This is a genomic window from Streptomyces sp. NBC_01166, from assembly GCF_045039765.1.
GTDB lineage: Bacteria > Actinomycetota > Actinomycetes > Streptomycetales > Streptomycetaceae > Streptomyces.
This window is the reverse complement of the sequence record NZ_CP108613.1, coordinates 1,730,323-1,753,118: the sequence shown is the minus strand read 5'-3', so window position 1 is coordinate 1,753,118 and position 22,796 is coordinate 1,730,323. Positions and strand designations below refer to the sequence as shown.

Sequence of the window (22,796 nt, the reverse complement as noted above, 5' to 3'; positions counted from 1 at the left end):
TGTAGGGTCCCGCGGGTGACCAGCGAGATCACCCTCTTCGTCAATCCCACCGCGGGGAGCGGCCGGGGCGCGCGCGCCGCGCAGCCGGCCGCTTCCGCTCTGCGGGACGCCGGCTTCTCCGTACGGACGGTTCTCGGCGAGGACGCCGACGACGCACTGCGCCGGGCCCGGGAGGCGGTGGCACACGGGACCGGGGCGCTGATAGCCGTGGGCGGGGACGGCATGATGTCCCTCGCCCTGCAGGCCGTCGCCGGTACCTCGACACCGCTCGGCGCCATCGCCGTGGGCACCGGGAACGACTTCGCCCGCGCCCTCGGGCTGCCGGTCCGATCGCCCGCCGCCGCCGGACGGCTGGCTGCCGAGATGCTCAAGGCCGGGACGGCGCGCGCGATCGACCTGGGCCGGGTCGGGGAGCGCTGGTTCGGCTCCGTGCTCGCCTCGGGATTCGACTCGCGGGTCAACGACCGGGGGAACCGGATGCGGTGGGTCGGCGGGCGCTTCAAGTACGACCTGGCGATCCTCGCCGAGCTGGCCTCCTTCAGGCCGATCCCGTACCGCGTCAGGCTGGACGGCGGACCGGTGACCGAGATCGAGGCGACGCTGATCGCCGTGGGCAACGGGACGACGTACGGCGGCGGCATGCGGATCTGTGCCGACGCGGTCATGGACGACGGCCTCTTCGACGTGACCGTGGTGGGTGACTGCAGCCGGACCACCCTGCTCAAGGTCTTCCCGAAGGTCTACAAGGGCACGCATCTCGGGCACCCGAAGGTCACCGTGCACCGGGTGTCCTCGATAGAGCTGGCCGCGGGCGGTGTCACGGCGTACGCGGACGGTGAGCCGCTGGGCGCGCTGCCGCTCAGCGCCACGTGCGTGCCCGGCGCGGTACGGGTCCTTGCACCGTGAAATAAAGATCGGGCTGACTGTCATACGGGGCGGGTAGGCTCGTATCAAGATGACAGAGGACCTCTCACCAGCTGAGCGATACCAGGCGTCCCGGGTCCGTGCGGCCGAGCAGGCCACCGCCCTCGGGCCCTTCCGCGAGATGTACGAATTCGGACTGGACCCGTTCCAGATCGAGGCCTGCCAGGCCCTGGAGGCCGGCAAGGGGGTACTGGTCGCGGCCCCGACCGGGTCGGGCAAGACGATCGTCGGTGAATTCGCCGTGCACCTGGCCCTGCAGCAGGGCCGCAAGTGCTTCTACACCACGCCCATCAAGGCGCTGTCCAACCAGAAGTTCACCGATCTCGTCCGGCGCTACGGCGCGGACAAGGTCGGGCTGCTGACCGGTGACAACAGCGTCAACGCGGACGCACCCGTGGTCGTCATGACGACCGAGGTCCTGCGCAACATGCTGTACGCGGGCTCCCAGGCTCTCACCGGCCTCGGCTATGTGGTCATGGACGAGGTCCACTACCTCTCCGACCGCTTCCGCGGCGCCGTGTGGGAGGAAGTGATCATCCACCTCCCGGAGTCCGTGACGCTGGTCTCGCTCTCGGCGACCGTGTCCAACGCCGAGGAGTTCGGCGACTGGCTGGACACCGTCCGCGGTGACACCCAGGTGATCGTCTCCGAGCACCGGCCCGTGCCGCTGTGGCAGCACGTGATGGCCGGACGCCGGATGTACGACCTCTTCGAGGAGGAGACCGACCACGGCGGCAGGGGCACCGGCCGTCGTGAGGTCAGTCCGGACCTCGTCCGCCTCGCCCGCATGGAGAACCAGCGCGGATACAACCCGCGCGAGCGCAGGCGCGGGAAGATGGTGCGCGAGGCGGACCGCGAGCGCGAGCGGCGTCAGCGCAGCCGGATCTGGACCCCGTCCAGGCCCGAGGTCATCGACCGGCTCGACGCCGAGGGTCTGCTGCCCGCCATCACCTTCATCTTCAGCCGGGCCGGCTGCCAGGCTGCTGTCCAGCAGTGCCTGCAGGCCGGTCTTCGGCTGAACGACGAGAACAAGCGCGGGCTGGTGCGGGAGATCGTCGAGGAGCGGACGGCCTCCATTCCCCCCGAGGACCTCCATGTCCTCGGGTACTACGAGTGGCTCGAAGGCCTGGAGCGCGGCATCGCGGCGCACCACGCCGGGATGCTGCCGACCTTCAAGGAGGTCGTGGAGGAGCTGTTCGTCCGCGGCCTGGTCAAGGCGGTCTTCGCCACCGAGACGCTGGCGCTCGGCATCAACATGCCCGCGCGCTCCGTGGTGCTGGAGAAGCTCGTCAAGTGGAACGGCGAACAGCACGCCGACATCACGCCCGGCGAGTACACCCAGCTGACAGGGCGGGCCGGGCGCCGCGGCATCGACGTCGAGGGCCACGCGGTCGTCCTCTGGCAGCGGGGGATGGACCCCGGAGCACTCGCCGGACTCGCGGGGACGCGTACGTATCCGCTGCGCTCCAGCTTCCGGCCCTCGTACAACATGGCCGTCAACCTCGTCCAGCAGTTCGGGCGGCACCGCTCGCGCGAGCTGCTCGAGACCTCCTTCGCGCAGTTCCAGGCCGACCGGTCCGTCGTCGGGATCTCCCGGCAGGTCCAGCGCAACGAGGAGGGCCTCGCGGGCTACAAGGAGGGCATGACCTGCCACCTCGGGGACTTCGAGGAGTACGCGCGACTGCGCCGCGACCTCAAGGACCGCGAGACGGAGCTGGCCAAACAGGGCGCGGCCCAGCGGCGGGCGGCCGCCGCGTCGTCCCTGGAGAAGCTGAAGCCCGGCGACGTCATCCACGTCCCCACCGGCAAGTTCGCCGGACTCGCCCTGGTCCTCGACCCGGGACTGCCCGCCGGGCGGACCAACGGCCATCGCGGGCTGGAGTACCACGACGGACCGCGTCCCCTGGTGCTGACCGCCGAGCGGCAGGTCAAGCGGCTGGCCCACATCGACTTCCCGGTGCCGGTCGAGGCGCTGGAGAGGATGCGGGTGCCCAAGTCGTTCAACCCGCGCTCACCGCAGTCCCGCCGCGACCTGGCCTCCGCGCTGAGGAGCAAGGCGGGGCACATCGACCCGGGCAGGCACCGCAAGCAGCGGGCCGCCGCGGCCGACGACCACGAGATCGCCCGGCTGCGCACGGAACTGCGCGCGCACCCCTGCCACGGGTGCGACGAGCGCGAGGACCACGCGCGCTGGGCCGAGCGGTATCACCGGCTCCAGCGCGACACCCGGCAGCTGGAGCACCGCATCGAGGGCCGGACGAACACCATCGCCCGGACCTTCGACCGCATCGTCGCGCTCCTGACCGAACTGGACTACCTGCGGGGCAACGAGGTCACCGACAACGGCCGTCGGCTGGCCCGGCTCTACGGAGAGCTCGATCTGCTGGCCAGCGAATGCCTGCGGGACCGCGTCTGGGAGGGGCTCAACCCCGCCGAACTCGCCGCCTGCGTCTCGGCGCTCGTCTACGAGGCGCGCCAGGCGGACGACGCGGTCGCCCCCAAGCTGCCCTCAGGACCCGCGAAGGCCGCGATGGGCGAGATGATCCGCATCTGGGGCCGTCTCGACGCCCTGGAGGAGGACTTCAAGATCAGCCAGACGGAAGGGGTCGGACAGCGCGAACCCGACCTCGGCTTCGCCTGGGCGGTCTACATGTGGGCCTCCGGCCGGACGCTGGACGAGGTCCTCCGCGAGGCGGAGATGCCGGCCGGTGACTTCGTACGGTGGTGCAAGCAGGTCATCGACGTGCTCGGGCAGATCGCGGCCGCCGCGCCCCGGGACGGCAGTTCGGTCGCGAAGAACGCCCACAAGGCCGTCGACGCGGTGCTGCGGGGCGTGGTGGCGTACAGCTCGGTGGGGTGAGCGGCTTCCCTCCCCACGGGTGAGGAAGAACGGACGAGTGGCCACGGGCGGCTGTACGCGCCTGTGGCCACTCCTGTGCGTTCTCCCGTCAGGTCTTGTTGTTCTTCATCGAGAGTCCCGCGCAGGCTGCCCCCAGCACAATCGCCAGACCACCGACGATCACGTTGTTGAGGATGACGCCCATGTCAGGGCTCTGGCCCACGACCCAGGTCGACACGATGAGCCAGGCGCCCAGCGCGACGATGGCGATGCTCATCCCGGTCATCCGCTCGGGCATGGCCGTGAAGCAGAGTGCCAGCACGGCTATCGCGATGCCGATGACGAGGTTGTGCGTCACCAGGGAGGGCTGGCTCGCGGTGAAGTGAAGCACCCACGGCGAGACGGCGCAGTACAGACCGAGCAGAAACACAGGGGCGTCCGCACCGGCCGTGGTGCGGCGGCCGCCACCACCCATCAGGCGGTCGTGGCGCGCTCGCATTTCTTCGGCGTCAGGGTGTCCGGAGATGTCTCTTCCGGTGTGTCCGGAAACGTCACCGGTTTTCCCGGAAACATCCCTTCCGGTGTGCGAGATGTTACTCATGAGGATGGTCTCCTTCGCACTTGCTGGAGCGACCGCGGCCAAGAGGTGCGGTCATCAGCTCTCGAGACCAGTGTGCTCTTATATGCCCTTTATGTGTAGTTTTCCTGGCGGTCGGATCCTGCGGTTCCGTCGAGGCGGCGTGCCAGTGACACCAGGTCCGCCGTCCGCAGCACACGGGCCCCGTATCCCGGGAGCGGTACGTGCAGGGGGTGGGTCCAGCGTTCCGGGACGGCGTCGATGCCGTACACCGCGCCGGCCAGGCCGCCGGTGACCGCGGCCACCGTGTCGGTGTCCCCGCCCACGTCGACGCCAGCGCCCAGGGCGCGCTCGAAGCAGTCGGTGGTGCGCAGCGCCCAGAGCGCCGTACCGAGGCAGGGCCAGACCGCGCCGTTGAACTCGGTGGCGTCGTCCGGATGCCAGTCCGGGGCCAGTACGGCGGCCCAACGGGCCCGGTGGCCTGTGTGGACCAGGGCCAGCGTGTCCTCCACGGCCGCGAGCGGGTCGCCGCCTTCCAGCGCCACACGGACGAGTTCATGGAAGACCGCGGTGCCTTCCCACGCCGCCCGGTCGCCGTGCGTCAGGGCGGCGATCCGCCGGGCCGCGTCCATGGTGGCGGTCCGCCCCGACCGGGCGAAGTACACAGCCGACGTGGTCGCGCGCATCAGCGAACCGTTGCCCGCCGCACGCCCGTTGACCTGGAAATGGAGCGCTGCGGCCAGGTCCCACGGCGCACCGCTCGTGAGGACGTCCTCCGTCTGCAGACCGATGTCCTTCGGCTCACCGGCCGCCCACCGGCGGAACCGGCCGAAGATGTCGGGAAGGTCCAGGTCCCCGTTCTCCAGCAGTGATTCACCGACGAGGACGGCCATCTGTGTGTCGTCCGTGGCCTCACCCGGATCCCAGCCGCCGCCCCCGCACATCGCGCCCACTCCGTCCGGGAACCGGGCGGAGTACACCCCTGGGAGGCCGAACTCGAAGGGGGCGCCCAGGGCGTCACCCACCGCGGAGCCCACGACGGCGCCGACGGCGCGAGCCCCGCGGTCCGCGCCGCTCCGGTCGGGGCGGAGGACGCGGTCCTCGGGGCTCGGTGTCATGCCGTCAGCGTACCGACGGGCCGTCGGTCAGGCGGCCGGCATCAGGACGGTGTCCACGATGTAGACCGTCGCGTTGGCGGTCGGGACGTTGCCGCAGACGACCTTCGAGGAGTCGTTCACCGTGTAGGACGTCTCCGACCCCGACGTCGTCAGCTCCGTCTTCGCCAGGGTGTCGAAGGAGCCCTTCTCCAGCTGCTTCGGCGTCAGCTTCTCGCCGACCACGTGCGAGGTGAGCACCTTGGTCAGCTCGGCCTTGTTCGCGAGCAGCTTGTCCAGGTCCGCCTTCGGGATCTTGGCGAAGGCATCGTTGGTCGGGGCGAACACCGTGGTGTTCTCGGCGCTGTTGAGGGTGTCGACGAGACCGGCCTGCTTGACCGCCGTCACCAGGGTGGACAGCGCCGGGTTGTTCGACGCGGCCGTCGCAACCGGGTCCTGCGCCATACCGTCGAACGAGCCGGCACCCTCCTTCGGGACCGTCGCGCAGCCCGGGCCGAACGGCTCGTTCATGGGCTCGGTCTCCTTGGCCGGGGCGCTCGACGCGGCCTTGTCCGCACCGGAGTCGGAGCCGGACGCGGAGGTGTCGTCGCTGGAACAGGCGGTCAGCGCGAGCGGCAGCACGGCCGCGGCGGAGACGATGACGGCGAGGCGGCGAAGGTGACGGTTGTTCATGGTGTTCTCCTCGGTGAGTCGTTGATCAAGGGGTGGGAAGAGGGAGTGCGCTCGGTCGTCAGGTCACGTCGACCACCACCGAGTGCCATCCGGTCGCACCGTCGGGCACGGTGCCGACCCGCCTGTCGGTCTGGGTGACCCCGGTGCGGTCCGTCGCGCGGACCTCGAGGGTGTGGTGGCCGGTCGTGGCCGGCCACTCCCACACCCACTGGCGCCAGGTGTCACGGCCGGCCGCCGCCGCCAGCCGTGCGGTGTGCCACTCCCCGCCGTCGACCCGGACCTCGACCCGGGCGATGCCCCGGTGCTGGGCCCAGGCGACACCGGCGACCGGCACGGTCCCCGCCCTGGGGGCGGCGAAGGGGCGCGGCGTGTCGATGCGGGACTGGGTCTTGACCGGAGCCTCGCGGGACCACTCGCGCTCGACCCAGTAGGCGTCGTACGCGTCGAACGTCGTGAGCTCGATGTCCTGGATCCACTTGCACGCCGAGACATAGCCGTAGAGGCCGGGGACGACCATCCGGACCGGGAAGCCGTGGTCGAACGGCAGCGGTTCGCCGTTCATGCCGACCGCGAGCAGTGCGTCACGGCCGTCCATTACCTCCTCGACCGGAGTCCCGATCGTCATCCCGTCCACGGAGCGCGCCACGATCTGGTCCGCGGGCCCGCCCTTCGACGGGGGCTTCACCCCGGCCTCGCGCAGCAGATCGGCCAGGCGTACGCCGATCCACCGGGCCGTGCCCACATAGGGGCCACCCACCTGGTTGGACACGCAGGTCAGCGTGATGTCCCGCTCCACGAGCTCGCGGCCCAGGAGGTCCTGGAAGCTGAGGGCGACGGGCCGCGCCACCCCCTTGCCGTGGATCCGCAGCCGCCATGCGGCGGCGTCGACGCGCGGGACCACCAGAGCGGTGTCCACCCGGTAGAAGTCCTTGTTCGCGGTGGTGAAGGTGCTCAGGCCCCGGATGCCGAGATCGGCGGCTGCGGGTATCGGGGGCGCCGCCGAGGCAGGTGCCGGGAGGATGAGGTCACCGCGTGAGGCGGAGACCCCGGCCAGCTGGGACGCCTGGAGCTGTCGGCCCAGGAGCCCCGCACCGGCCGAGGCCGCAGCGGCGGCGGTCGCCGCGATCACGAATCCGCGGCGGTCCAAGGCGCGTTGCGCCCCACCGTCCGTCTCCCCAGCCGCGGGAGACGGCACGGTTTCCGGGACGCGCAGCCGTCCGGCCAGGAGATACAGCACTCCTGCGGCCACCAGCGCGCCCACGACCGAGGGCAGTACGTCGCCCGGCCGGCCCTCCGGCCGGCCGGCCGCGGACACCGCCCCGACCACGCCGAAGACCAGGACGGCTGCGGCACCGGTCCACCGGTGCCGCAGCGCGAGGACCCCCACCGCCATGGCGAAGGCCGCCAGGAGGACGAGGATCCCGAGTTGCAGCACCAGCTTGTCGTCGGTGCCGAAGTTCCGTACGGCGAAGTCCTTGACGGCCGGGGGAGTGCGGTCGATGACCGCCCCGCCCACGGCCGTGACCGGACCCGCCTCGGGACGCACGGCAGCGGCGACGAGTTCGGCGACGCACAGGGCGGTGAGACCGGCGATCAGACCGCTGAGCGCGGCGAACGCGGCGCGTGCCCAGCGGGACCGCCGGGGCCCGGGGATCCCCTGCTTCTGCGAAACATCTCGGTCTGTTCTCACACCAGGGGTTCGGCGCGGACCGCCCGGCGGATTGGTCGTTCACCCGATCGAAGTAATTCCGAGCACAGGCCGATCCGTGGTGCCCGCTGCCCCGAATGACCCCTGAGGCACTCCGGCAGCGCCCCGGCCAGGCATGCGACACGGGAAGGAACCGGAACGGCAGGAGAGCGCGACGCACAGCCGTCGTGGGCAGCGGGGGTGGCCGACCGGCCCGCACCAGCGGCTTCTTCCCGCACCCCTTTCCGGGAGCGCGCTCCCGGAAAGGGGTGCGCCCACTCGGGCTCAGGCGTCCTGGAACTCCATCAGGGCCACCGGGTCGGAGGTCGGCTGTTCGGATCCGCCCGCCGGTTCGACGGTGATGCCCATGCCGGACGCGCGGTCCACCGGACCGTCCAGCAGAACGGCGTCATCCGTGGCGGACGGGTTCATCAGCCCGGCCGCACGCATGGTGCCGCCGTCGTCGAACCACAGTTGGTACACCTTGCCGCCGGGCGGCGGCGCCATGTCCGACGCGAGGAACACCGCCCGGTTCACGCTCTGCGAGACGACCACCGTGCCCCGGGCGCCGTCCCGGAGGTCCGCGGCGCTGGTCCTGGCGTCCGGTGCGGTCAGCACCCGCGCCACCTGCTCGTTGTGCTGTTCGGCCCGGGCGGTCTCCTGCCGGGCGTCCCGCGCGACCTGGTTCTGCCACACGGCGACTCCGCCGAAGGCGGCAGCGGCGGCGACGCAGGCGGCGAGCGCGTACGTCGACCAGCGCCCGGCCCGGCCGGTGGAGACCCCGGAGCCGGCACTCCCGCCCCGGGGCGGCGGCTCCTGCCGCACGGTCGTGATGTCGCGCAGCACCCGGTCCCGGAGCCCCGGGGGCGGGGCGGCGGACACGGCGAGCCCCAGCCGGGCGGCGGTGGCGGACAGCTCCCGTACCTCCTGGGCGCACGCCTCGCAGGCACCCAGATGCCGTTCGAACGCGGCCCGCTCCTCGTCCGGCAGCGCGTGCAGGGCATAGGCCCCGGTCAGTGTGTGCAGCTCGGCCGTGCTCATGCGTTCACCCCCAGGCAGTCGCGCAGCCGGATGAGCCCGTCGCGCAGCCGTGTCTTGATGGTCCCCAGTGGTACGGACAGCAGCTCGCCGACCTCGCGGTAGGTCAGTCCGCGGTAGTACGCCAGCGTCACCGACTCCCGCTGGAGCTCGGACAGCGTCCGCAGACAGCGCCGGACCTGCTCCCTCTCCAGCCGGCTCTCGACCTGCTCGGACACCTCGTCGAAGTCCGGGGTGCGGTCGAGCAGCGCAGCCTTGTGCTCCCGTGCCGCGGTCGCCTCGGCCGACCTGACCCGGTCCACCGCGCGGTGGTGGGCGAGCGTCAGCACCCAGTTCATGGCGCTGCCGCGGGACGCCTGGTAGCGGGGGGCGGTGCGCCACACCTCGACCAGTACCTCCTGGGCCACCTCCTCCGACTGGGCCGGGTCGCGGAGAACGCTCCGCACCAGGCCGAGGACCGGCCCGCTGACCCGGTCGTACACCTGAGTGAAGGCGGCCTGGTCGCCGCGGGCGACCTGGCCGAGCAACTCCTGCAGGCCGGGGCCCGACGAAGGGACCCCACTGATGTGTACGGCTTCTCTCACGCGGACGGTCCTCCCGGAGCACGCAACGGTTTCCTGGGTGATTCGGAGCCGGCTGCCCGGAGGATTGGTCGGACGCTTCAGGAATCGGCCGGTCCGCCCACCTTCCCGTACGCCTGTCCGGCCGGCCGCGACCGGGTCCGCCTGGCCGCGCGGACGACGAGGAGGACCACCAGCCCGATCGGTGAGAGCAGGATCGTCAGTACCAGGAGCGGACCCGTCACCAGCGGGGACATCCCCAGCCTGCGCGACTCCAGGAACATCCACTGCCCCAGCAGCAGATCCCAGGCGATGATCTGCGCCCACACGGCCCCGGCGCCGTTCGCCAGCGACGTCAGGTCGCGGAACGTGTCGATGTCCGGGCTGCTCACCGCGGCCCACAGCTCCGGGAACACCGGCGCGGCCATCACCGCCCAGAGGGTCAGCACCGGCAGGACGGTCAGCGGCGAGGACGCCACGCGCTCGGTGGGGCGCCAGTTCGGCGCGAAGATCATGAGCAGCCAGAACGGGGCGGCCGCCATGAAAGTGATCTCGAAGAGTGCACCGGTCATGACACGAGCTCCTTGTCCGGCGCGGTGGCCGATGAGGCGGGGGCGGCCGGGCGGCGTGCGGCGAGGACCCCCGCGGCCGTCGCGGTGACGATCAGTCCCGCGACGGCGAGTGTCGTGCCGTCGGGGTGGACCAGCGGCTGGCCGCGCAGCGCCTGCCAGGCCACCAGGGCGACGACCGCGGCGTACGCGCCGGAGGTGACGAGCACCAGCCGCAGCCGCACACGCGGGTCGCGCAGACGGGCGACCCGGGGCGCGAGGAGGATCAGGGCCACCACGAACAGCGGGAGTGCCTGCAGGGCGTGCATGCCGACGAAGTGCGGGACGCGCAGGTCGCCGCCGGTCGTCGACCAGCCGGTCAGCGGCATCGAGGGCCCGCCGTCCGGCACACCGACCGCGTGGGCGCCGACCACGTCCGCGGTGTCGAGACCGCCGGCCGCCCGCTGTCCGGCGGACGGCCGCGCCATCAGGAAGCCGAACCCCGCGCCCACCAGGGCGATCAGCACCCCCGAGCGCACGGCCCAGGCGGAGGCGCGGTCGGCGATCCGTGCGCGGAGCAGCAGGAGCGCGATGACGAGCGTGCCGGCCCAGAGGACGGCGACGGTGGCGGCCATCGCGTCGTACAACGCCGAGTCGAGCGCGGTCTCGTGGTTGAAGTGGCTCCGCTTCCCCCTGATCACCTGGCCGGTGATGATCACCATCTCCCCGGCGCACGCCAGGGCGACCACGGTGCCGGCCCACCGGCCGACGCGCCGGCCGCGGGTCAGCAACGTCAGCATCCAAGCCAGGGCCAGCGCGTACGCCACGAACGAGACGGCGAACTTGAACGGTTTGGCCCAGATCGGCGCGCCCGCGAGGACCCGGCCGTCCACCAGGATCCCCACCGCTCCGACGACGGACATCACGACCATCGAGGCGGCGAACAGCACTAACGGCCGGTGCCATGTGCGCCATGACTGCATAGGTCCCCCCAGAGGAATTATGGATAGTGGCACTGTCCGCTATCCGATAGGGGGACTATCTATGATGGGGGTCGGCTTGGCAACCTCCTGGAGGGTGAACACACAGTGCGCATCGGCGAATTGAGTCGCAGGTCCGGGGTCCCGGTGCCGACGATCAAGTACTACGTACGCGAGGGGCTGCTGCCCGCCGGTGTTCTGACCAGCCCCAACCAGGCGCGATACGACGACGGGCACGAGCGCAGGCTGCGGCTGATCCGCGCCCTCCTGGACGTCGGAGGGCTGTCGCTGTCCGCCATCGCGGAAGTTTTGGAAGCCGTCGACGATCCAGGGCAGCCGGTGCACAAGGTGCTCGGCGCGGCGGCCAGGCGCATCACGCCCGAGGGGCCCGAGGAGTCCGAGGGATCCGAGGAGGAGGGGCCGGAGTCGGCCGAGGCCCGCGAGGAGGTCGCCGCGCTGCTGGCGCGGCGCGGCTGGTTCGTGCGTGCGGACAGCCCGGCCGGACGGTCACTGGCGGGCGTGCTGGCGGCCCTTCACCGGGCGGGGCACGGCGGATTCGTCGAACTGCTCGACGTCTACGCGGACGCGGCCGAGCCCATTGCCCACGCGGATCTCGACTACGTCCGGCGACGGGTGGCGCGCGAGGACCTGGTGGAGAGCGTGGTGGTCGGCACGGTGCTCGGCGAGGCCATGTTCGGCGCCCTCAGGCGGCTCGCCCACGTGGACGCCTCCGCCCGGGCCTACGAGGGCGGAGCGGAGCAGGGGGGCGGGGAGTGAGGGCACACGCGAAACCCGGTCACCGTCCTGGACGGCGACCGGGTCACGGGGCGGGCGGGGAGGATTACCCGGCGCTCTCCTGCTCGCGCTCCACCTGCTCGTTCCACTCGCGCTTGACCGCGCGCCACGCGTCGTCGTTCTGGCCGAGACGCCAGTAGCCCGAGATCGACAGCTGCTGGAGCGGGATGCCGCGCTCCAGTCGGAGGTGGCGCCGGATCTCCTTCACGAAGCCCGCCTCGCCGTGGACGAAGGCCTGTACCTCACCCTCGGGGAACTCCAGCCCCCTCACCGCCGCGACGAGAGCCTCGCCGACCGGGCGGTCGCCGCGGTGCAGCCAGGTCACCGAGACGCCTTCCGGCTCCACGAGCTTCTGCTCCTCCGAGGCGTCGGGTACCTCCACGAAGGCATGCGCCACCGCGCCCTCGGGCAGGTGCTCCAGGGACGCGGCGATCGCGGGCAGGGCACTCTCGTCGCCCACCAGCAGGTGCCAGTCGGCCGAGGCCTCCGGGACGTAACCGCCGCCGGGGCCCAGGAAGGTCACCTGGTCGCCGGGCTGGGCGCGCGCCGCCCAGGGGCCCGCCAGGCCCTCGTCGCCGTGCACCACGAAATCGACGGCGAGCTCGCGGGCGTCGGGGTCCCAGGAGCGCACGGTGTACGTCCGGGTGGTGGGCCACAGCTCGCGCGGGTACTCCTCGCGGATCCTGGCCATGTCGAAGGGGTGGCTGTAGTCCGCGCCCTCCGGGGCGAAGCACAGCTTGATGTAGTGGTCGGTGTACCCGGCGAGGGTGAAGCCGGCCAGGCCGTCGCCGCCGAGAATCACGCGCACCATGTGCGGGGTGATCTGCTCGGTGCGCAGGACCTGCGCCCCCTGCGCCTTCGGTGTCCGGCGTTGCGGCCGCTCTGCCACGGAGTGCTCCCTAGCTCTGGACCCGGATGTGGGACGGGCCCATGTGAGGTTCTACGTACTTAGGCTTACCTAAGCTAGCACCTTCATGCCTGGAGTGTGAGGAGCAGGCGCTGCAGCGCGTTTCCGAGGCCCCATCGGGTCGCGAGGGCCTCCAACGCCGCGGGATCGCGCGGCTCGCGGGGGAGCGCGGGGGTGAAATCGGGCAGCGGCACGTCATCGGCGACACGGACGACCTTCGGGGCCACCGCCACGTAGTCGCGGGCCTCGTCGAGCCGCTTGCGCTGGGACGGGGTGAGCCGGGCCGCGGGATCGTCCACCGCGGCCATGATGCCGGCCAGGTCGCCGAAGGCGTCCAGCAGCTTCGCCGCCGTCTTCTCGCCGATGCCGGGGACCCCGGGCAGCCCGTCGCTCGGGTCGCCGCGCAGCAGGGCCAGGTCGACGTATCCGCTGCCGTCCACGCCGTACTTCCCGCGCAGCCAGGCCTCATCCGTCACCTGGAGCGTCCCCACCCCCTTCAGTGGATAGAGCACCCGCACCCGGCGGGCGTCGTCGACCAGCTGATAGAGGTCGCGGTCCCCGGTCACGATGTCCACGGGGCCGGTGGCCCGCCCGGCCAGCGTGCCGATCACGTCGTCCGCCTCGTACGGCGCGACGCCCACCCGGGCGATCCCGAGCGCGTCCAGAACGGCCTCGATCACCGGGACCTGCGGGGAGAGGGTGTCGGGGACCTCCTCCTCGTCGGGGACGCCCTCGGTGGTCTCGACGGCCACCCGGTGCGCCTTGTAGGTCGGGATCAGGTCGACCCTCCACTGCGGGCGCCAGTCCGCGTCCATGCAGGCGACCAGGTCGTCCGGCCGGTGGTCCTGGACCAGCCTGGCGATGAAGTCGAGCAGTCCGCGCACGGCGTTGACCGGGGTGCCGTCCGGTGCGCGCACCGAGTCGGGGACGCCGAAATAGGCGCGGAAGTAGAGGGAGGCGGTGTCGAGGAGCATCAGGCGTCGCGTCACACCCCGATGATGCCGTACCCCTCCGACAGCCGGGCCGGGTGAAGCGCGCGGTTCCCGCGACAGCGGTTTCTTGTGAGTGATCTGAATCACACACGTGTTTGGGTCGCGTAAGTGCGGGCAGGCGCGGCACCGGAGCGGACCACGTCCATTTTTCAACGAATGCGCGTGCTCTGCGGACCGAATCCGCACCGCTCCACGGTCTGCCGACGGGGGTGGCAGACCGTTTTCGGTTCAACGCGTGAGGTGTATGTGTCAAGGCTGCAAGCTGAGCACTTGTACAAAGTGTTCGGCAGACGACCCGATCAAGCCGTGCAGAAGCTCGAAGGCGGCACACACCGCGACGAGCTGCGCGCCGACGGAACGACCGCAGCGGTGATCGACGCCTCGTTCACCGTGGAACCTGGCCAGATCTTCGTCGTCATGGGACTCTCCGGTTCGGGGAAGTCCACATTGCTGCGGATGCTCAACGGGCTGCTGGAGCCCACCGCCGGACGTGTGCTGTTCGACGGGCAGGACCTGACCGCCCTGAGCGCCCGTGACCTGCGCACCGTCCGCTCCAGGAAGATCAGCATGGTCTTCCAGCACTTCGCGCTCTTCCCTCACAGGAGTGTGCTCGAGAACGCCGCGTACGGCCTGGAGGTCCAGGGCGTCCCGCGTGCCGCGCGGGAGGCGCGCGCCGCCGAGGCGCTGGAGATGACCGGCCTCGCCGGCTGGGAGAAGTCCTGGCCCGACGAGCTGTCCGGCGGCATGCAGCAGCGTGTGGGTCTGGCCCGCGCGCTCGCCACCGACGCCGACCTGCTCCTGATGGACGAGTCCTTCAGCGCGCTCGACCCGCTGATCCGGCGCGACATGCAGGACCAGCTCCTCGAACTGCAGAAGCGTCTGAAGAAGACCATCGTCTTCATCACGCACGACCTCAACGAGGCCATGCGCCTCGGCGACCGTATCGCCGTGATGCGGGACGGCGAGATCGTCCAGCAGGGCACCGCCGAGGACATCCTCGTCCGGCCGTCCAACGACTACGTCGCGTCCTTCATCCAGGACGTCGACCGCTCCCGGGTGCTCACCGCCGGTTCGATCATGGAGGCGCCCGCGGCGGGCAGCTCCGACGCCGAGCTGAAGGCCGAGGCGCCCGCGACGGTGTCCGCCGAGACGCCCATCGCCGAGCTCTTCACCCCCTGCTCCACCAGCGGGGCGGCCGTCGCCGTCACCGGTGAGGACGGCAAGGTCATAGGCATGGTCCCGCGCGGCAGGCTGCTCGCCGCGCTCGGCGAGGAACCGCAGGTCGACGGCCAGGCCGACGGCCGGGTCCCGGCCCCGCGTGAGGTCAAGAAGGTGATCGCCGGTGCCTAGGTTCACCTTCGGTGCATGGGTCGAGGACGTGGTCGACTGGCTCCAGTCGAACCTCACCTGGATCTTCGACGCCATCAAGACCGTGCTGGGCGGGATGTACGACGGCGTCAACGCCGTGCTGAGCGGTGGTGAGCCGCTGCTGATGGCGGGGATCTTCGCCGTTCTCGCGTTCTGGCTGCGCGGGGTGATACCCGCCGTGCTCACCTTCGTAGGGTTCGCGCTCATCGACTCCCTCGCCCTCTGGGACGAGGCGATGGCCACCCTCTCGCTGGTCGTCGTGGCCGCGGTCATCACGATCATCATCGCGGTGCCCACGGGTATCTGGGCGGCGCGCAACAACAGGGTCAGCGCCACGCTGCGGCCGGTGCTCGACGTCATGCAGACGATGCCCGCCTTCGTCTACCTGATCCCCGGCGTCATGTTCTTCGGCGTCGGTGTCACCCCCGGCGTGATCGCCACCATCGTCTTCGCGATGCCGCCCGGCGTCCGGATGACCGAGCTGGGCATCCGCCAGGTCGACGGCGAGCTGGTCGAGGCCGCCGCGGCCTTCGGCACCACACCCAAGCACACCCTCACCCGGGTGCAGCTGCCGCTCGCCCTGCCGACGATCATGGCCGGGATCAACCAGGTCATCATGCTGTCCCTGTCGATGGTCGTCATCGGCGGCATGGCCGGCGCCGGCGGCCTCGGCGAGAAGGTCTACGCGGCCATCACCCAGCTCCAGGTCGGCCTCGCCGCCGAGAGCGGGATCGCCGTCGTCATCCTCGCCATGTACCTGGACCGGATGACCGGCGCGCTCAACGAGCGGGTCTCCCCGCTCGGCCGCCGCGCCGCCGCCAAGGTCGCCGCCGGTGCGCGTCGGCTCAAGTTCACGCACTACAAGCCGGGAACCGCCGTCGCGATGACCGGTGTCGTCGTCCTCGCGCTCGTCGCGGGCGGCCTCAACATCGCCGGTTCCAGCGACTCGAAGGCCACCACGGCCGACGGCGGCAACGTCGGCCAGGGCCAGAAGATCAACATGGGGTACATCCCCTGGGACGAGGGCATCGCCTCCACCTTCCTGTGGAAGGAGATCCTGGAGCAGCGCGGTTACGAGACCGGGATCACCCAGCTCGACGCCGGTCCGCTCTACTCCGGCGTCGCCCGCGGCGACATCGACTTCCAGACGGACTCCTGGCTGCCGACCACGCACAAGGACTACTGGGACAAGTACAGCGACCAGCTGGACGACCTGGGTTCCTGGTACGGGCCGACCTCGCTGGAGCTGACGGTTCCGTCGTACGTCAAGGGCATCGACTCGCTCGAGGACCTCAAGGGCCAGGGCAAGAAGTTCGACGGCAAGATCATCGGCATCGAGGCCAGCGCCGGGATGATGGGCACCCTGAACAAGAAGGTGCTCAAGGAGTACGGCCTGGAGGGCGAGTACGAGGTCGTCTCCTCCAGCACCTCCTCGATGCTCGCCGAGCTCAATGCCTCCATCAAGAAGAAGGAGCCGGTCGTGGTGACCCTGTGGTCGCCGCACTGGGCCTACGGCAAGCACGACCTGAAGAAGCTCAAGGACCCGAAGGGTGCCTGGGGCAAGGGCGAAGAGGTCCACACCGTCGCCCACAAGGGCTTCGCCGAGAAGGCTCCCGCCGTCTCCAAGTGGCTCAAGGACTTCAAGCTCACCGAGAAGCAGCTGACGAGCCTCGAGAACGAGATCCAGACCGCCGGCCAGGGCCAGGAGCAGGACGGCGTCCGTGCCTGGCTGAAGAAGAACCCCGGCCTGGTCGACAAGCTGGCCCCGGTGCCGGGCGGCGGCGGTGCGCAGCAGGGCAAGGATGCCGGCAAGACCGTCAACATGGGGTACTTCCCGTGGGACGAGGCCATCGCCAGCACCTACCTCTGGCAGAACATGCTGGAGGACCGCGGCTACAAGACGACGGTCAAGCAGCTCGACCCGGGACCGCTCTACACCGGTCTCGCACAGGGCCAGCTCGACGTCCAGTTCGACTCCTGGCTGCCGACGACGCACAAGGACTACTGGGACCGGTACAAGGAGAACCTCGTCGATCTCGGCTCCTGGTACGGGCCGACCTCGCTGGAGCTCACGGTTCCGTCGTACGTCAAGGGCATCGACTCGCTCGAGGACCTCAAGGGCCAGGGCAAGAAGTTCAACGGCAAGATCATCGGCATCGAGTCGAGCGCCGGCATGATGGGCACGCTGAACAAGAAGGTGCTCAAGGAGTACGGCCTCGAAGGTGAGTACGAGGTGGTCTCCTCCAGCACCTCGTCGATGCTGGCCGAGCTGAACCGGTCGATCAAGAAGAAGGAGCCGGTCGTGGTGACCCTGTGGTCGCCGCACTGGGCCTACGGCAAGCACGACCTGAAGAAGCTCAAGGACCCCAAGGGTGCCTGGGGCAAGGGCGAGCAGATCCACACGGTCGCCAAGAAGGACTTCGCCAAGGACTTCCCGGAGCTGACCGGCTGGCTGAAGGACTTCAAGCTCACCGAGGCGCAGCTCGCCTCGCTCGAGGTGGAGCTCCAGAAGGGCGGCGCCGGCAAGGAGAAGGAGTCCGCCCGGCGCTGGATGGACGCCAACCCGGACGTGGTGGAGAAGCTGGCGCCCGTCGGCAGCTGATCCGCGGATCCACCCACGCGTCACCCTGAAGGGGACGGCCCAGGTCGCGAACCGGGGCCGTCCCCTTCAGGCTGGTCGGAGGGGGTTCCCCGAGGTTCTCCGTCCACCGGTCTGCACTCCGTCGCGCAAACGACATGCGTAGGGTGCTGGCAACCGGGAGGATGGCGATCCGGGGAGGGAGCCGGACATGGACGACAAGGAAGCCCTTCGAGTGGGCGCGGCGGTCCGCCGACGCCGCAGGAGCCTCGGACTCACCCTGGCCGCGGTGGCCGGGCGCAGCGGCCTGTCCGTACCGTTCCTCAGCCAGATCGAGAACGAACGGGCCAGACCCAGCCCCCGCTCCCTGCACCGGGTGGCGGAGGCGCTGGAGACCACGACCGAGCGGCTGCGGGCCGCGGCGGACTCGGCACGCGCCGTGGACGTCGTACGGGCGGGTGACGAGGACGGCGTACGCAGGCTGGTGCGCGGAAGGCACCAGCTCAGCGCGCTGGAGTTCATCGGCGAGCAGGACCTGGGGCGCGAGTTCCAGCACCGCAACGACGAGGTGATGTACGTCGTGGAGGGCGCCGTCGAGGTCGAGGCCGAGGGCCGGGCCCACCGGCTGGGCCGGGGCGACACCCTCTTCCTCTCCGGCGGGGTGCGGCACCGGTGGCGGGCGACCGTGCCGGGCACCCGGCTGCTGGTGGTCTCGGTCGCCGAGCACATCGACGCGACGTACGACTCGCGCCGCTGACGGGGCGGTGCCGATGCGTGTCGTCTCCCTGGTCCCGTCGCTCACCGAGGCCGTCGCCGTCACCGCTCCCGGGCTGCTCGTCGGCGTCACCGACTGGTGCACCCGTCCCGCGGGGCTGACCGCCGCCCGGATCGGCGGCACGAAGAACCCCGACACCGCCACCGTGGCAGCCCTGCGTCCTGACCTCGTCGTCGCCAACGAGGAGGAGAACCGGGAAGCGGACCTGACCGCCCTGAGAGAGGCCGGGCTGAACGTCCTGGTCACCGAGGTGCGCACCCTCGACCAGGCCTTCGCCGAACTGGAACGGGTCCTCACCGCCTGCGGCCTGCCCCGGCCGCACTGGCTGGAGGAGTCCCGGACCGCCTGGGCGGCGCTGCCGCCCGCTCCCACCCCGCGCCCCGCGATCGTGCCGGTCTGGCGCAGGCCCTGGATGGTGCTGGGCCGCGACACCTTCGCCGGCGACCTGCTGGCCCGCCTCGGGGTACGGAACGTGTACGCCGGCCACCAGGACCGCTACCCCCGCATCCCCCTGGCCGAGCTGAACGCGTCCGGTGCCGAGCTGGTCGTACTGCCCGACGAGCCGTACCGCTTCACCGCCGCCGACGGGCCCGAGGCCTTCCCCGGCCTGCCCGCCGTGCTCGTCGACGGGCGTCACCTCACGTGGTACGGACCGTCACTGGCCGAAGCGGCCGGGGCGCTGCGAGCAGCGCTCCGCTGAAGAGCCCGCCCAGTGTCCGGGCGCCGGCGACCGCCCAGGCGGTCACCAGCAGCGCGTAGAGCGCCACGGCCAGCCAGGTGAACGCGTCCAGCCCGGTGTGCCGGGCCAGCCCCGCCGCGCCGGTGACACACGTGCCGACCGGGAAGGTGAACCCCCACCACGTCATCGTGAACCGCATGCCGCGCCGCATCGCGCGCACCACCAGCGCGACGGACAGGGCCAGCCACAGCAGGGCGAACCCCATCACCGGCACCCCGTACAGGACGGCGAACGCGCCGAACGCGGAGGCGTACGGCGCCGCGATCGCGCCCGGTGCCACGTCGGCCAGCTGGTTGACGGCGGTCGTGGACTGGCCGAGCGGCCCGAGCACCAGGAACAGCGTCGGGGTCAGCGCCAGTGCCGGCGGGCCCTGGTGGACCAGCCGAGCGAAGACCAGCGGGACGACCACCAGGGTCGCCAGCAGCGACAGCCCGAACATCGCGTAACAGGCCAGCAGGAGCGCCTCCCGCGCCTGACCGGGGGCCAGCTCGGGCACCAGCAGCGGTCCCACCGCGGCGGAGACCATCGGGGCCACCAGAGGCAGGAGCCAGACCGGCGACGCGGTGCCCGGGGCAGGACGGTGGCGTACGACCATGAGGTACGGGATCGCCACGGCGGCGGCGAGGCCCGCGACCGTGCCCGCCGTGAACAGCAGCACGTCCACGGCGAGGGCGGCGGGATGACCGATGACGTCCTGGCCCACCACGAGGGTGCCGGCGCCGACGGCGAGCAGCGCCATGGACAGACAGCCGTGGAACGGGGCGACGGCGGGATCCAGGAGGTGGGCGCGGGCCTGGTCCCGGTGCAGGATCCAGTGCCCGGCACGGGCGGCCAGCACGACGGCCAGTGCCACGGCGGACAGAGCCCACACCACGACGCAGACGGTCCGCAGACCCGGCACGTCCACGGGCAGCGCCGCGCCCGCCGTCGCGACGATGGCGGTCCCCATCACCGTCGCGTACCAGTTGGGGCCGAGGTGCCGCAGGGCCGGGAGCCGGGGGGCGACGGTTCGGGAGGAGGGCGTCCCGGTCTTGGTCTGCGGAAAGATGGCCATGCCACGATTCTCGCCGGGCGGACCGGTGCCCACCAGGGAGCGCGGGGCTATGAGGTCATAGGCTGGGCTTATGTCCAGTCCTCGGTCCACGCCCTCCTCCCTGCCCCACCGGGTCCCCGACCTGGGAGCCATGGTGCTGCTGCTCGCCGTCGCGCGGCACGGGAGCCTGGGCAGGGCGGCGCGGGACGTCGGCATCAGCCAGCCCGCCGCCTCCGGGCGCATCCGGTCGATGGAGCGGCAGCTGGGCGTGGCGCTCCTGGACCGCTCACCGCGCGGCTCCCGGCTGACGGACGCGGGCGCCCTCGTCACCGACTGGGCGCGCAGGGTCGTCGAGGCTGCCGAGGCGTTCGACGCGGGAGCCCAGGCGCTGCGGGACCGGCGCGACTCCCGGCTGCGGGTCGCCGCGAGCATGACCATCGCGGAGTACCTGCTGCCCGGCTGGCTGATCGCGCTGCGGGCCGAACGTCCGGACACCGCGGTGTCCCTGCTCGCGGGCAACTCCGCGGCGGTCGCCCTGCGCCTGCTGTCCGGTGAGGCTGATCTGGGCTTCGTCGAGGGGCTCTCGATACCGGAAGGACTCGACGGCACCGTCATCGCGCACGACCGGCTCGTCGTCGTGGTCGCCCCCTCCCACCCCTGGGCGCGCCGGGCCCGGCTGACCCCGGGGGAACTCGCCGAGGCGCCCCTGATCCTGCGGGAACACGGTTCGGGCACCCGCCAGGTCCTGGACGCCGCACTGGCGGTGCACGGCGGACTGGCGCGCCCCCTGCTGGAGCTCTCCTCGACCACGGCGGTGAAGGGGGCCGCGGAGAGCGGGGCCGGCCCCTGCGTACTGAGCGAACTCGCGCTGGGCGAGGAGCTCTCCGCACGGCGCCTGGTCAAGGTTCCGGTCGAGGGCGTACGGCTGCGCCGTCAGCTGCGCGCGGTCTGGCCCGCCGGCCACCGGCCCACCGGGCCGGCGCGCGATCTGCTGTCCCTGACCGCCCGCGAGGCCCGGGAGCGCTGACGCCCCCGGGGCGCCCGTCGGGTGGCGGGCCTCAGGCGGAAGGTACGGCCGCCGCCGCCCTGGCTGCTTCCACCAGCGCCCGCATGATCCGCAGGTCGTCGCCCATCTCCGGGTGCCACTGGACCCCGAGCACCCACCGGTCCCCCGGCAGTTCGACCGCCTCCACGGTGCCGTCCGCCGCGTGGGCGGAGGCGACCAAACCCGGCGCGAGCCGGTCCACGGCCTGGTGGTGGTACGTGGGTACGGAAGTTTCCTCGGGCACGAGCGAGGCGTACAGCGTCCCCGGGACCGGCGTCACCGGGTGCTCGCCGAGGACCCCGGCCTTGCCGAACGGGCCCGCGTGGCCGTCCAGATGCTGGGTGAGCGTGCCGCCCAGCGCCACGTTGAGCAGCTGCATGCCCCGGCAGATCCCGAGCACCGGGGTGCCGGCCTCCCTCGCCGCGCGGAGCAGGGCCACTTCCCAGGTGTCGCGCTCATGGGCCGGCGGACCTGTCCTGAAGTCGCGCTCCGCGCCGTACAGTCCGGGGTCGACGTCGGCGCCGCCCGCGATCACGAGGCCGTCCACCCGGGCCACGACGGCCGCAGCCTTCGCCGGGTCGTCCGGTGGCAGCAGCGCGGCGAGTCCGCCGGAGCGCTGGACCAGCGCGGGGTAGGCGGCGGGGAGCACCGCCGCGGGGAGTTCCCAGACGCCCCAGCGAGCCGCCGGCTCCAGATAGGTCGTGACGCCGATGAGCGGTTCGTGCATGGTGCGGTCCCTCCGGCGGCCGGTCTGCCGGCCGGCCCGGTGCAATGGTGTTGCGTCATACCTTTGTTCGTGCGGGGCCGTCACGCAAGAGCAGTGATCCGGAAGGGCGGGATCAAGCCAGGAAGCCGCGGAGCAGTGCGGCGGTCCCCGCGCAGTGCTCGCGCATCACCGCCCGCGCGCCCGCCTCGTCGCCGTCGAGCACCGCGGCGACGAGGGCCGTGTGCTGATGCTGCGAATGTTCGAGGTTCCGCACCAGCAGGGGGATGCAGTCCAGCAGGTCGTTGACGCTCGCCCTCACCGCCGCGTACCGGGCGGCCAGGGAGGGGGAGCCGGAGAGCTCGGCCAGCGTCAGATGGAAAAGGGTGTCGATCCTGCGGTAGTCGGGCAGAGGTGCCTCGTGTGTCGCCGCCAGAGCCGTACGCAGCCGGTCCGCCCCCTCGTCGTCGAGGCCGCGCGCCGCGCAGAGCCCGGCCGCCCCCGACTCCAGGACCTCGCGGAAGAGCAGGACGTCCTCGAGGTCCACGCCCGCCACCCGGCGGCGCAGCTCGTCACCGTCGGCAGGGCCGGTGCGGTGACGCACGAACGTACCGCCGTACCGGCCGCGCCGGGCCTCGATCAGACCCTGGTCCTGGAGGACCTTCAGGACCTCGCGCAGGGTGACGCGGCTGATCCCGAGGAGTTCGGCCAGCTCGCGCTCGGCCGGCAGCCGCCCACCACCGGGCACCAGGCCGAGCCGGACCACCTGGAGGATCTGCTCCAGGGCCTCCTCGAAACCGTTGCCCGCACGGACCGGCCGCAGTGCGGGCAGCAGCCGGCCGGAGGACCCGGGCTCCCCGGTCTCTTCCGCCACGTCCCGATTCCCTTCCCCCCAATGGTTTTCTCCCATACCTTAAGCCT

At 71.5% G+C, this 22,796-nt stretch carries 21 protein-coding genes; 8 read left to right on the top strand and 13 right to left on the bottom strand.

Going from position 1 to position 22,796, the window contains the following annotated elements:
- Positions 1–15 precede the first annotated feature (15 nt).
- Positions 16–906 carry a diacylglycerol kinase gene (locus OG379_RS08090; RefSeq protein ID WP_393758163.1) on the top strand — a complete coding sequence of 297 codons (891 nt, stop codon included), beginning with the start codon at positions 16–18 and terminating at the stop codon, positions 904–906.
- A gap of 49 nt (positions 907–955) precedes the next feature.
- The gene (locus OG379_RS08085; protein ID WP_393758165.1) at positions 956–3,784 is read left to right on the top strand and encodes a DEAD/DEAH box helicase; all 2,829 of its coding nucleotides are present in this window, start codon (positions 956–958) and stop codon (positions 3,782–3,784) included.
- 88 nt (positions 3,785–3,872) lie between these two features.
- Here the strand turns inward: OG379_RS08085 and OG379_RS08080 are convergent, their stop codons facing one another.
- The 8 genes from OG379_RS08080 to OG379_RS08045 form a co-directional block, all read right to left on the bottom strand.
- The gene (locus OG379_RS08080) at positions 3,873–4,364 is read right to left on the bottom strand and encodes an SPW repeat protein (RefSeq protein WP_405668437.1); all 492 of its coding nucleotides are present in this window, start codon (positions 4,362–4,364) and stop codon (positions 3,873–3,875) included.
- A gap of 89 nt (positions 4,365–4,453) precedes the next feature.
- The gene (locus OG379_RS08075) at positions 4,454–5,458 is read right to left on the bottom strand and encodes an ADP-ribosylglycohydrolase family protein (RefSeq protein WP_405660753.1); all 1,005 of its coding nucleotides are present in this window, start codon (positions 5,456–5,458) and stop codon (positions 4,454–4,456) included.
- Positions 5,459–5,485: 27 nt separating this feature from the next.
- Entirely contained in the window at positions 5,486–6,127 is a 642-nt protein-coding gene (locus OG379_RS08070; RefSeq protein WP_405660752.1) for a fasciclin domain-containing protein, read from the bottom strand.
- Between the two features lie 58 nt (positions 6,128–6,185).
- Positions 6,186–7,781 carry a molybdopterin-dependent oxidoreductase gene (locus OG379_RS08065; RefSeq protein WP_405668436.1) on the bottom strand — a complete coding sequence of 532 codons (1,596 nt, stop codon included), beginning with the start codon at positions 7,779–7,781 and terminating at the stop codon, positions 6,186–6,188.
- Positions 7,782–8,099: 318 nt separating this feature from the next.
- Positions 8,100–8,855: an anti-sigma factor domain-containing protein gene (locus OG379_RS08060; RefSeq protein ID WP_405660750.1), complete on the bottom strand. Its 756-nt coding sequence runs from the start codon at positions 8,853–8,855 to the stop codon at positions 8,100–8,102.
- Complete coding sequence (locus OG379_RS08055; protein ID WP_405660747.1) at positions 8,852–9,436, bottom strand: sigma-70 family RNA polymerase sigma factor; 585 nt, start codon at positions 9,434–9,436, stop codon at positions 8,852–8,854. The genes OG379_RS08060 and OG379_RS08055 overlap by 4 nt, the downstream gene beginning before the upstream one ends.
- Before the next feature lie 77 nt (positions 9,437–9,513).
- On the bottom strand, positions 9,514–9,984 hold the full coding sequence (locus OG379_RS08050) for an ABA4-like family protein (protein WP_405660744.1): 471 nt from the start codon (positions 9,982–9,984) through the stop codon (positions 9,514–9,516).
- Positions 9,981–10,892 carry a hypothetical protein gene (locus tag OG379_RS08045; protein WP_405668434.1) on the bottom strand — a complete coding sequence of 304 codons (912 nt, stop codon included), beginning with the start codon at positions 10,890–10,892 and terminating at the stop codon, positions 9,981–9,983. The genes OG379_RS08050 and OG379_RS08045 overlap by 4 nt, the downstream gene beginning before the upstream one ends.
- A gap of 195 nt (positions 10,893–11,087) precedes the next feature.
- Between OG379_RS08045 and OG379_RS08040 the strand changes: the two genes are divergently transcribed.
- The gene (locus tag OG379_RS08040; RefSeq protein WP_405660742.1) at positions 11,088–11,717 is read left to right on the top strand and encodes a MerR family transcriptional regulator; all 630 of its coding nucleotides are present in this window, start codon (positions 11,088–11,090) and stop codon (positions 11,715–11,717) included.
- 64 nt (positions 11,718–11,781) lie between these two features.
- On the opposite strand, the gene OG379_RS08035 is transcribed toward OG379_RS08040, so the two are convergent.
- Both OG379_RS08035 and OG379_RS08030 read right to left on the bottom strand, forming a co-directional pair.
- Positions 11,782–12,624 carry a siderophore-interacting protein gene (locus OG379_RS08035; RefSeq protein ID WP_405660740.1) on the bottom strand — a complete coding sequence of 281 codons (843 nt, stop codon included), beginning with the start codon at positions 12,622–12,624 and terminating at the stop codon, positions 11,782–11,784.
- Positions 12,625–12,707: 83 nt separating this feature from the next.
- Positions 12,708–13,616: a 5'-3' exonuclease H3TH domain-containing protein gene (locus OG379_RS08030; RefSeq protein ID WP_405668433.1), complete on the bottom strand. Its 909-nt coding sequence runs from the start codon at positions 13,614–13,616 to the stop codon at positions 12,708–12,710.
- Positions 13,617–13,880: 264 nt separating this feature from the next.
- On the opposite strand from OG379_RS08030, the gene OG379_RS08025 reads away from it, so the two are divergent.
- The 4 genes from OG379_RS08025 to OG379_RS08010 all read left to right on the top strand — a co-directional run bounded on the left by OG379_RS08025 (position 13,881) and on the right by OG379_RS08010 (position 19,055).
- A complete protein-coding gene (locus OG379_RS08025) occupies positions 13,881–14,984 on the top strand; it encodes a glycine betaine/L-proline ABC transporter ATP-binding protein (RefSeq protein ID WP_405660737.1) in 1,104 nt (367 codons plus the stop codon).
- Positions 14,977–17,604 (top strand): ABC transporter permease/substrate binding protein, encoded by a 2,628-nt coding sequence (locus tag OG379_RS08020; protein WP_405660735.1) that lies wholly within the window; start codon positions 14,977–14,979, stop codon positions 17,602–17,604. The genes OG379_RS08025 and OG379_RS08020 overlap by 8 nt, the downstream gene beginning before the upstream one ends.
- A gap of 187 nt (positions 17,605–17,791) precedes the next feature.
- The gene (locus OG379_RS08015) at positions 17,792–18,337 is read left to right on the top strand and encodes a helix-turn-helix domain-containing protein (RefSeq protein WP_393758185.1); all 546 of its coding nucleotides are present in this window, start codon (positions 17,792–17,794) and stop codon (positions 18,335–18,337) included.
- A gap of 13 nt (positions 18,338–18,350) precedes the next feature.
- Positions 18,351–19,055 (top strand): helical backbone metal receptor, encoded by a 705-nt coding sequence (locus tag OG379_RS08010; protein ID WP_405660733.1) that lies wholly within the window; start codon positions 18,351–18,353, stop codon positions 19,053–19,055.
- Here the strand turns inward: OG379_RS08010 and OG379_RS08005 are convergent.
- Positions 18,994–20,148: a TDT family transporter gene (locus OG379_RS08005; protein WP_405660730.1), complete on the bottom strand. Its 1,155-nt coding sequence runs from the start codon at positions 20,146–20,148 to the stop codon at positions 18,994–18,996. The two genes, OG379_RS08010 and OG379_RS08005, sit on opposite strands and share 62 nt — an antisense overlap.
- Before the next feature lie 70 nt (positions 20,149–20,218).
- Between OG379_RS08005 and OG379_RS08000 the strand changes: the two genes are divergently transcribed.
- Positions 20,219–21,154, top strand: a complete 936-nt coding sequence (locus OG379_RS08000) for a LysR family transcriptional regulator (protein WP_405660728.1) — start codon at positions 20,219–20,221, stop codon at positions 21,152–21,154.
- 31 nt (positions 21,155–21,185) lie between these two features.
- On the opposite strand, the gene OG379_RS07995 is transcribed toward OG379_RS08000, so the two are convergent.
- Both OG379_RS07995 and OG379_RS07990 read right to left on the bottom strand, forming a co-directional pair.
- Positions 21,186–21,899 carry a gamma-glutamyl-gamma-aminobutyrate hydrolase family protein gene (locus OG379_RS07995; RefSeq protein WP_405660726.1) on the bottom strand — a complete coding sequence of 238 codons (714 nt, stop codon included), beginning with the start codon at positions 21,897–21,899 and terminating at the stop codon, positions 21,186–21,188.
- A gap of 112 nt (positions 21,900–22,011) precedes the next feature.
- Positions 22,012–22,785, bottom strand: a complete 774-nt coding sequence (locus OG379_RS07990; protein WP_405660724.1) for a FadR/GntR family transcriptional regulator — start codon at positions 22,783–22,785, stop codon at positions 22,012–22,014.
- Positions 22,786–22,796: the final 11 nt, after the last annotated feature.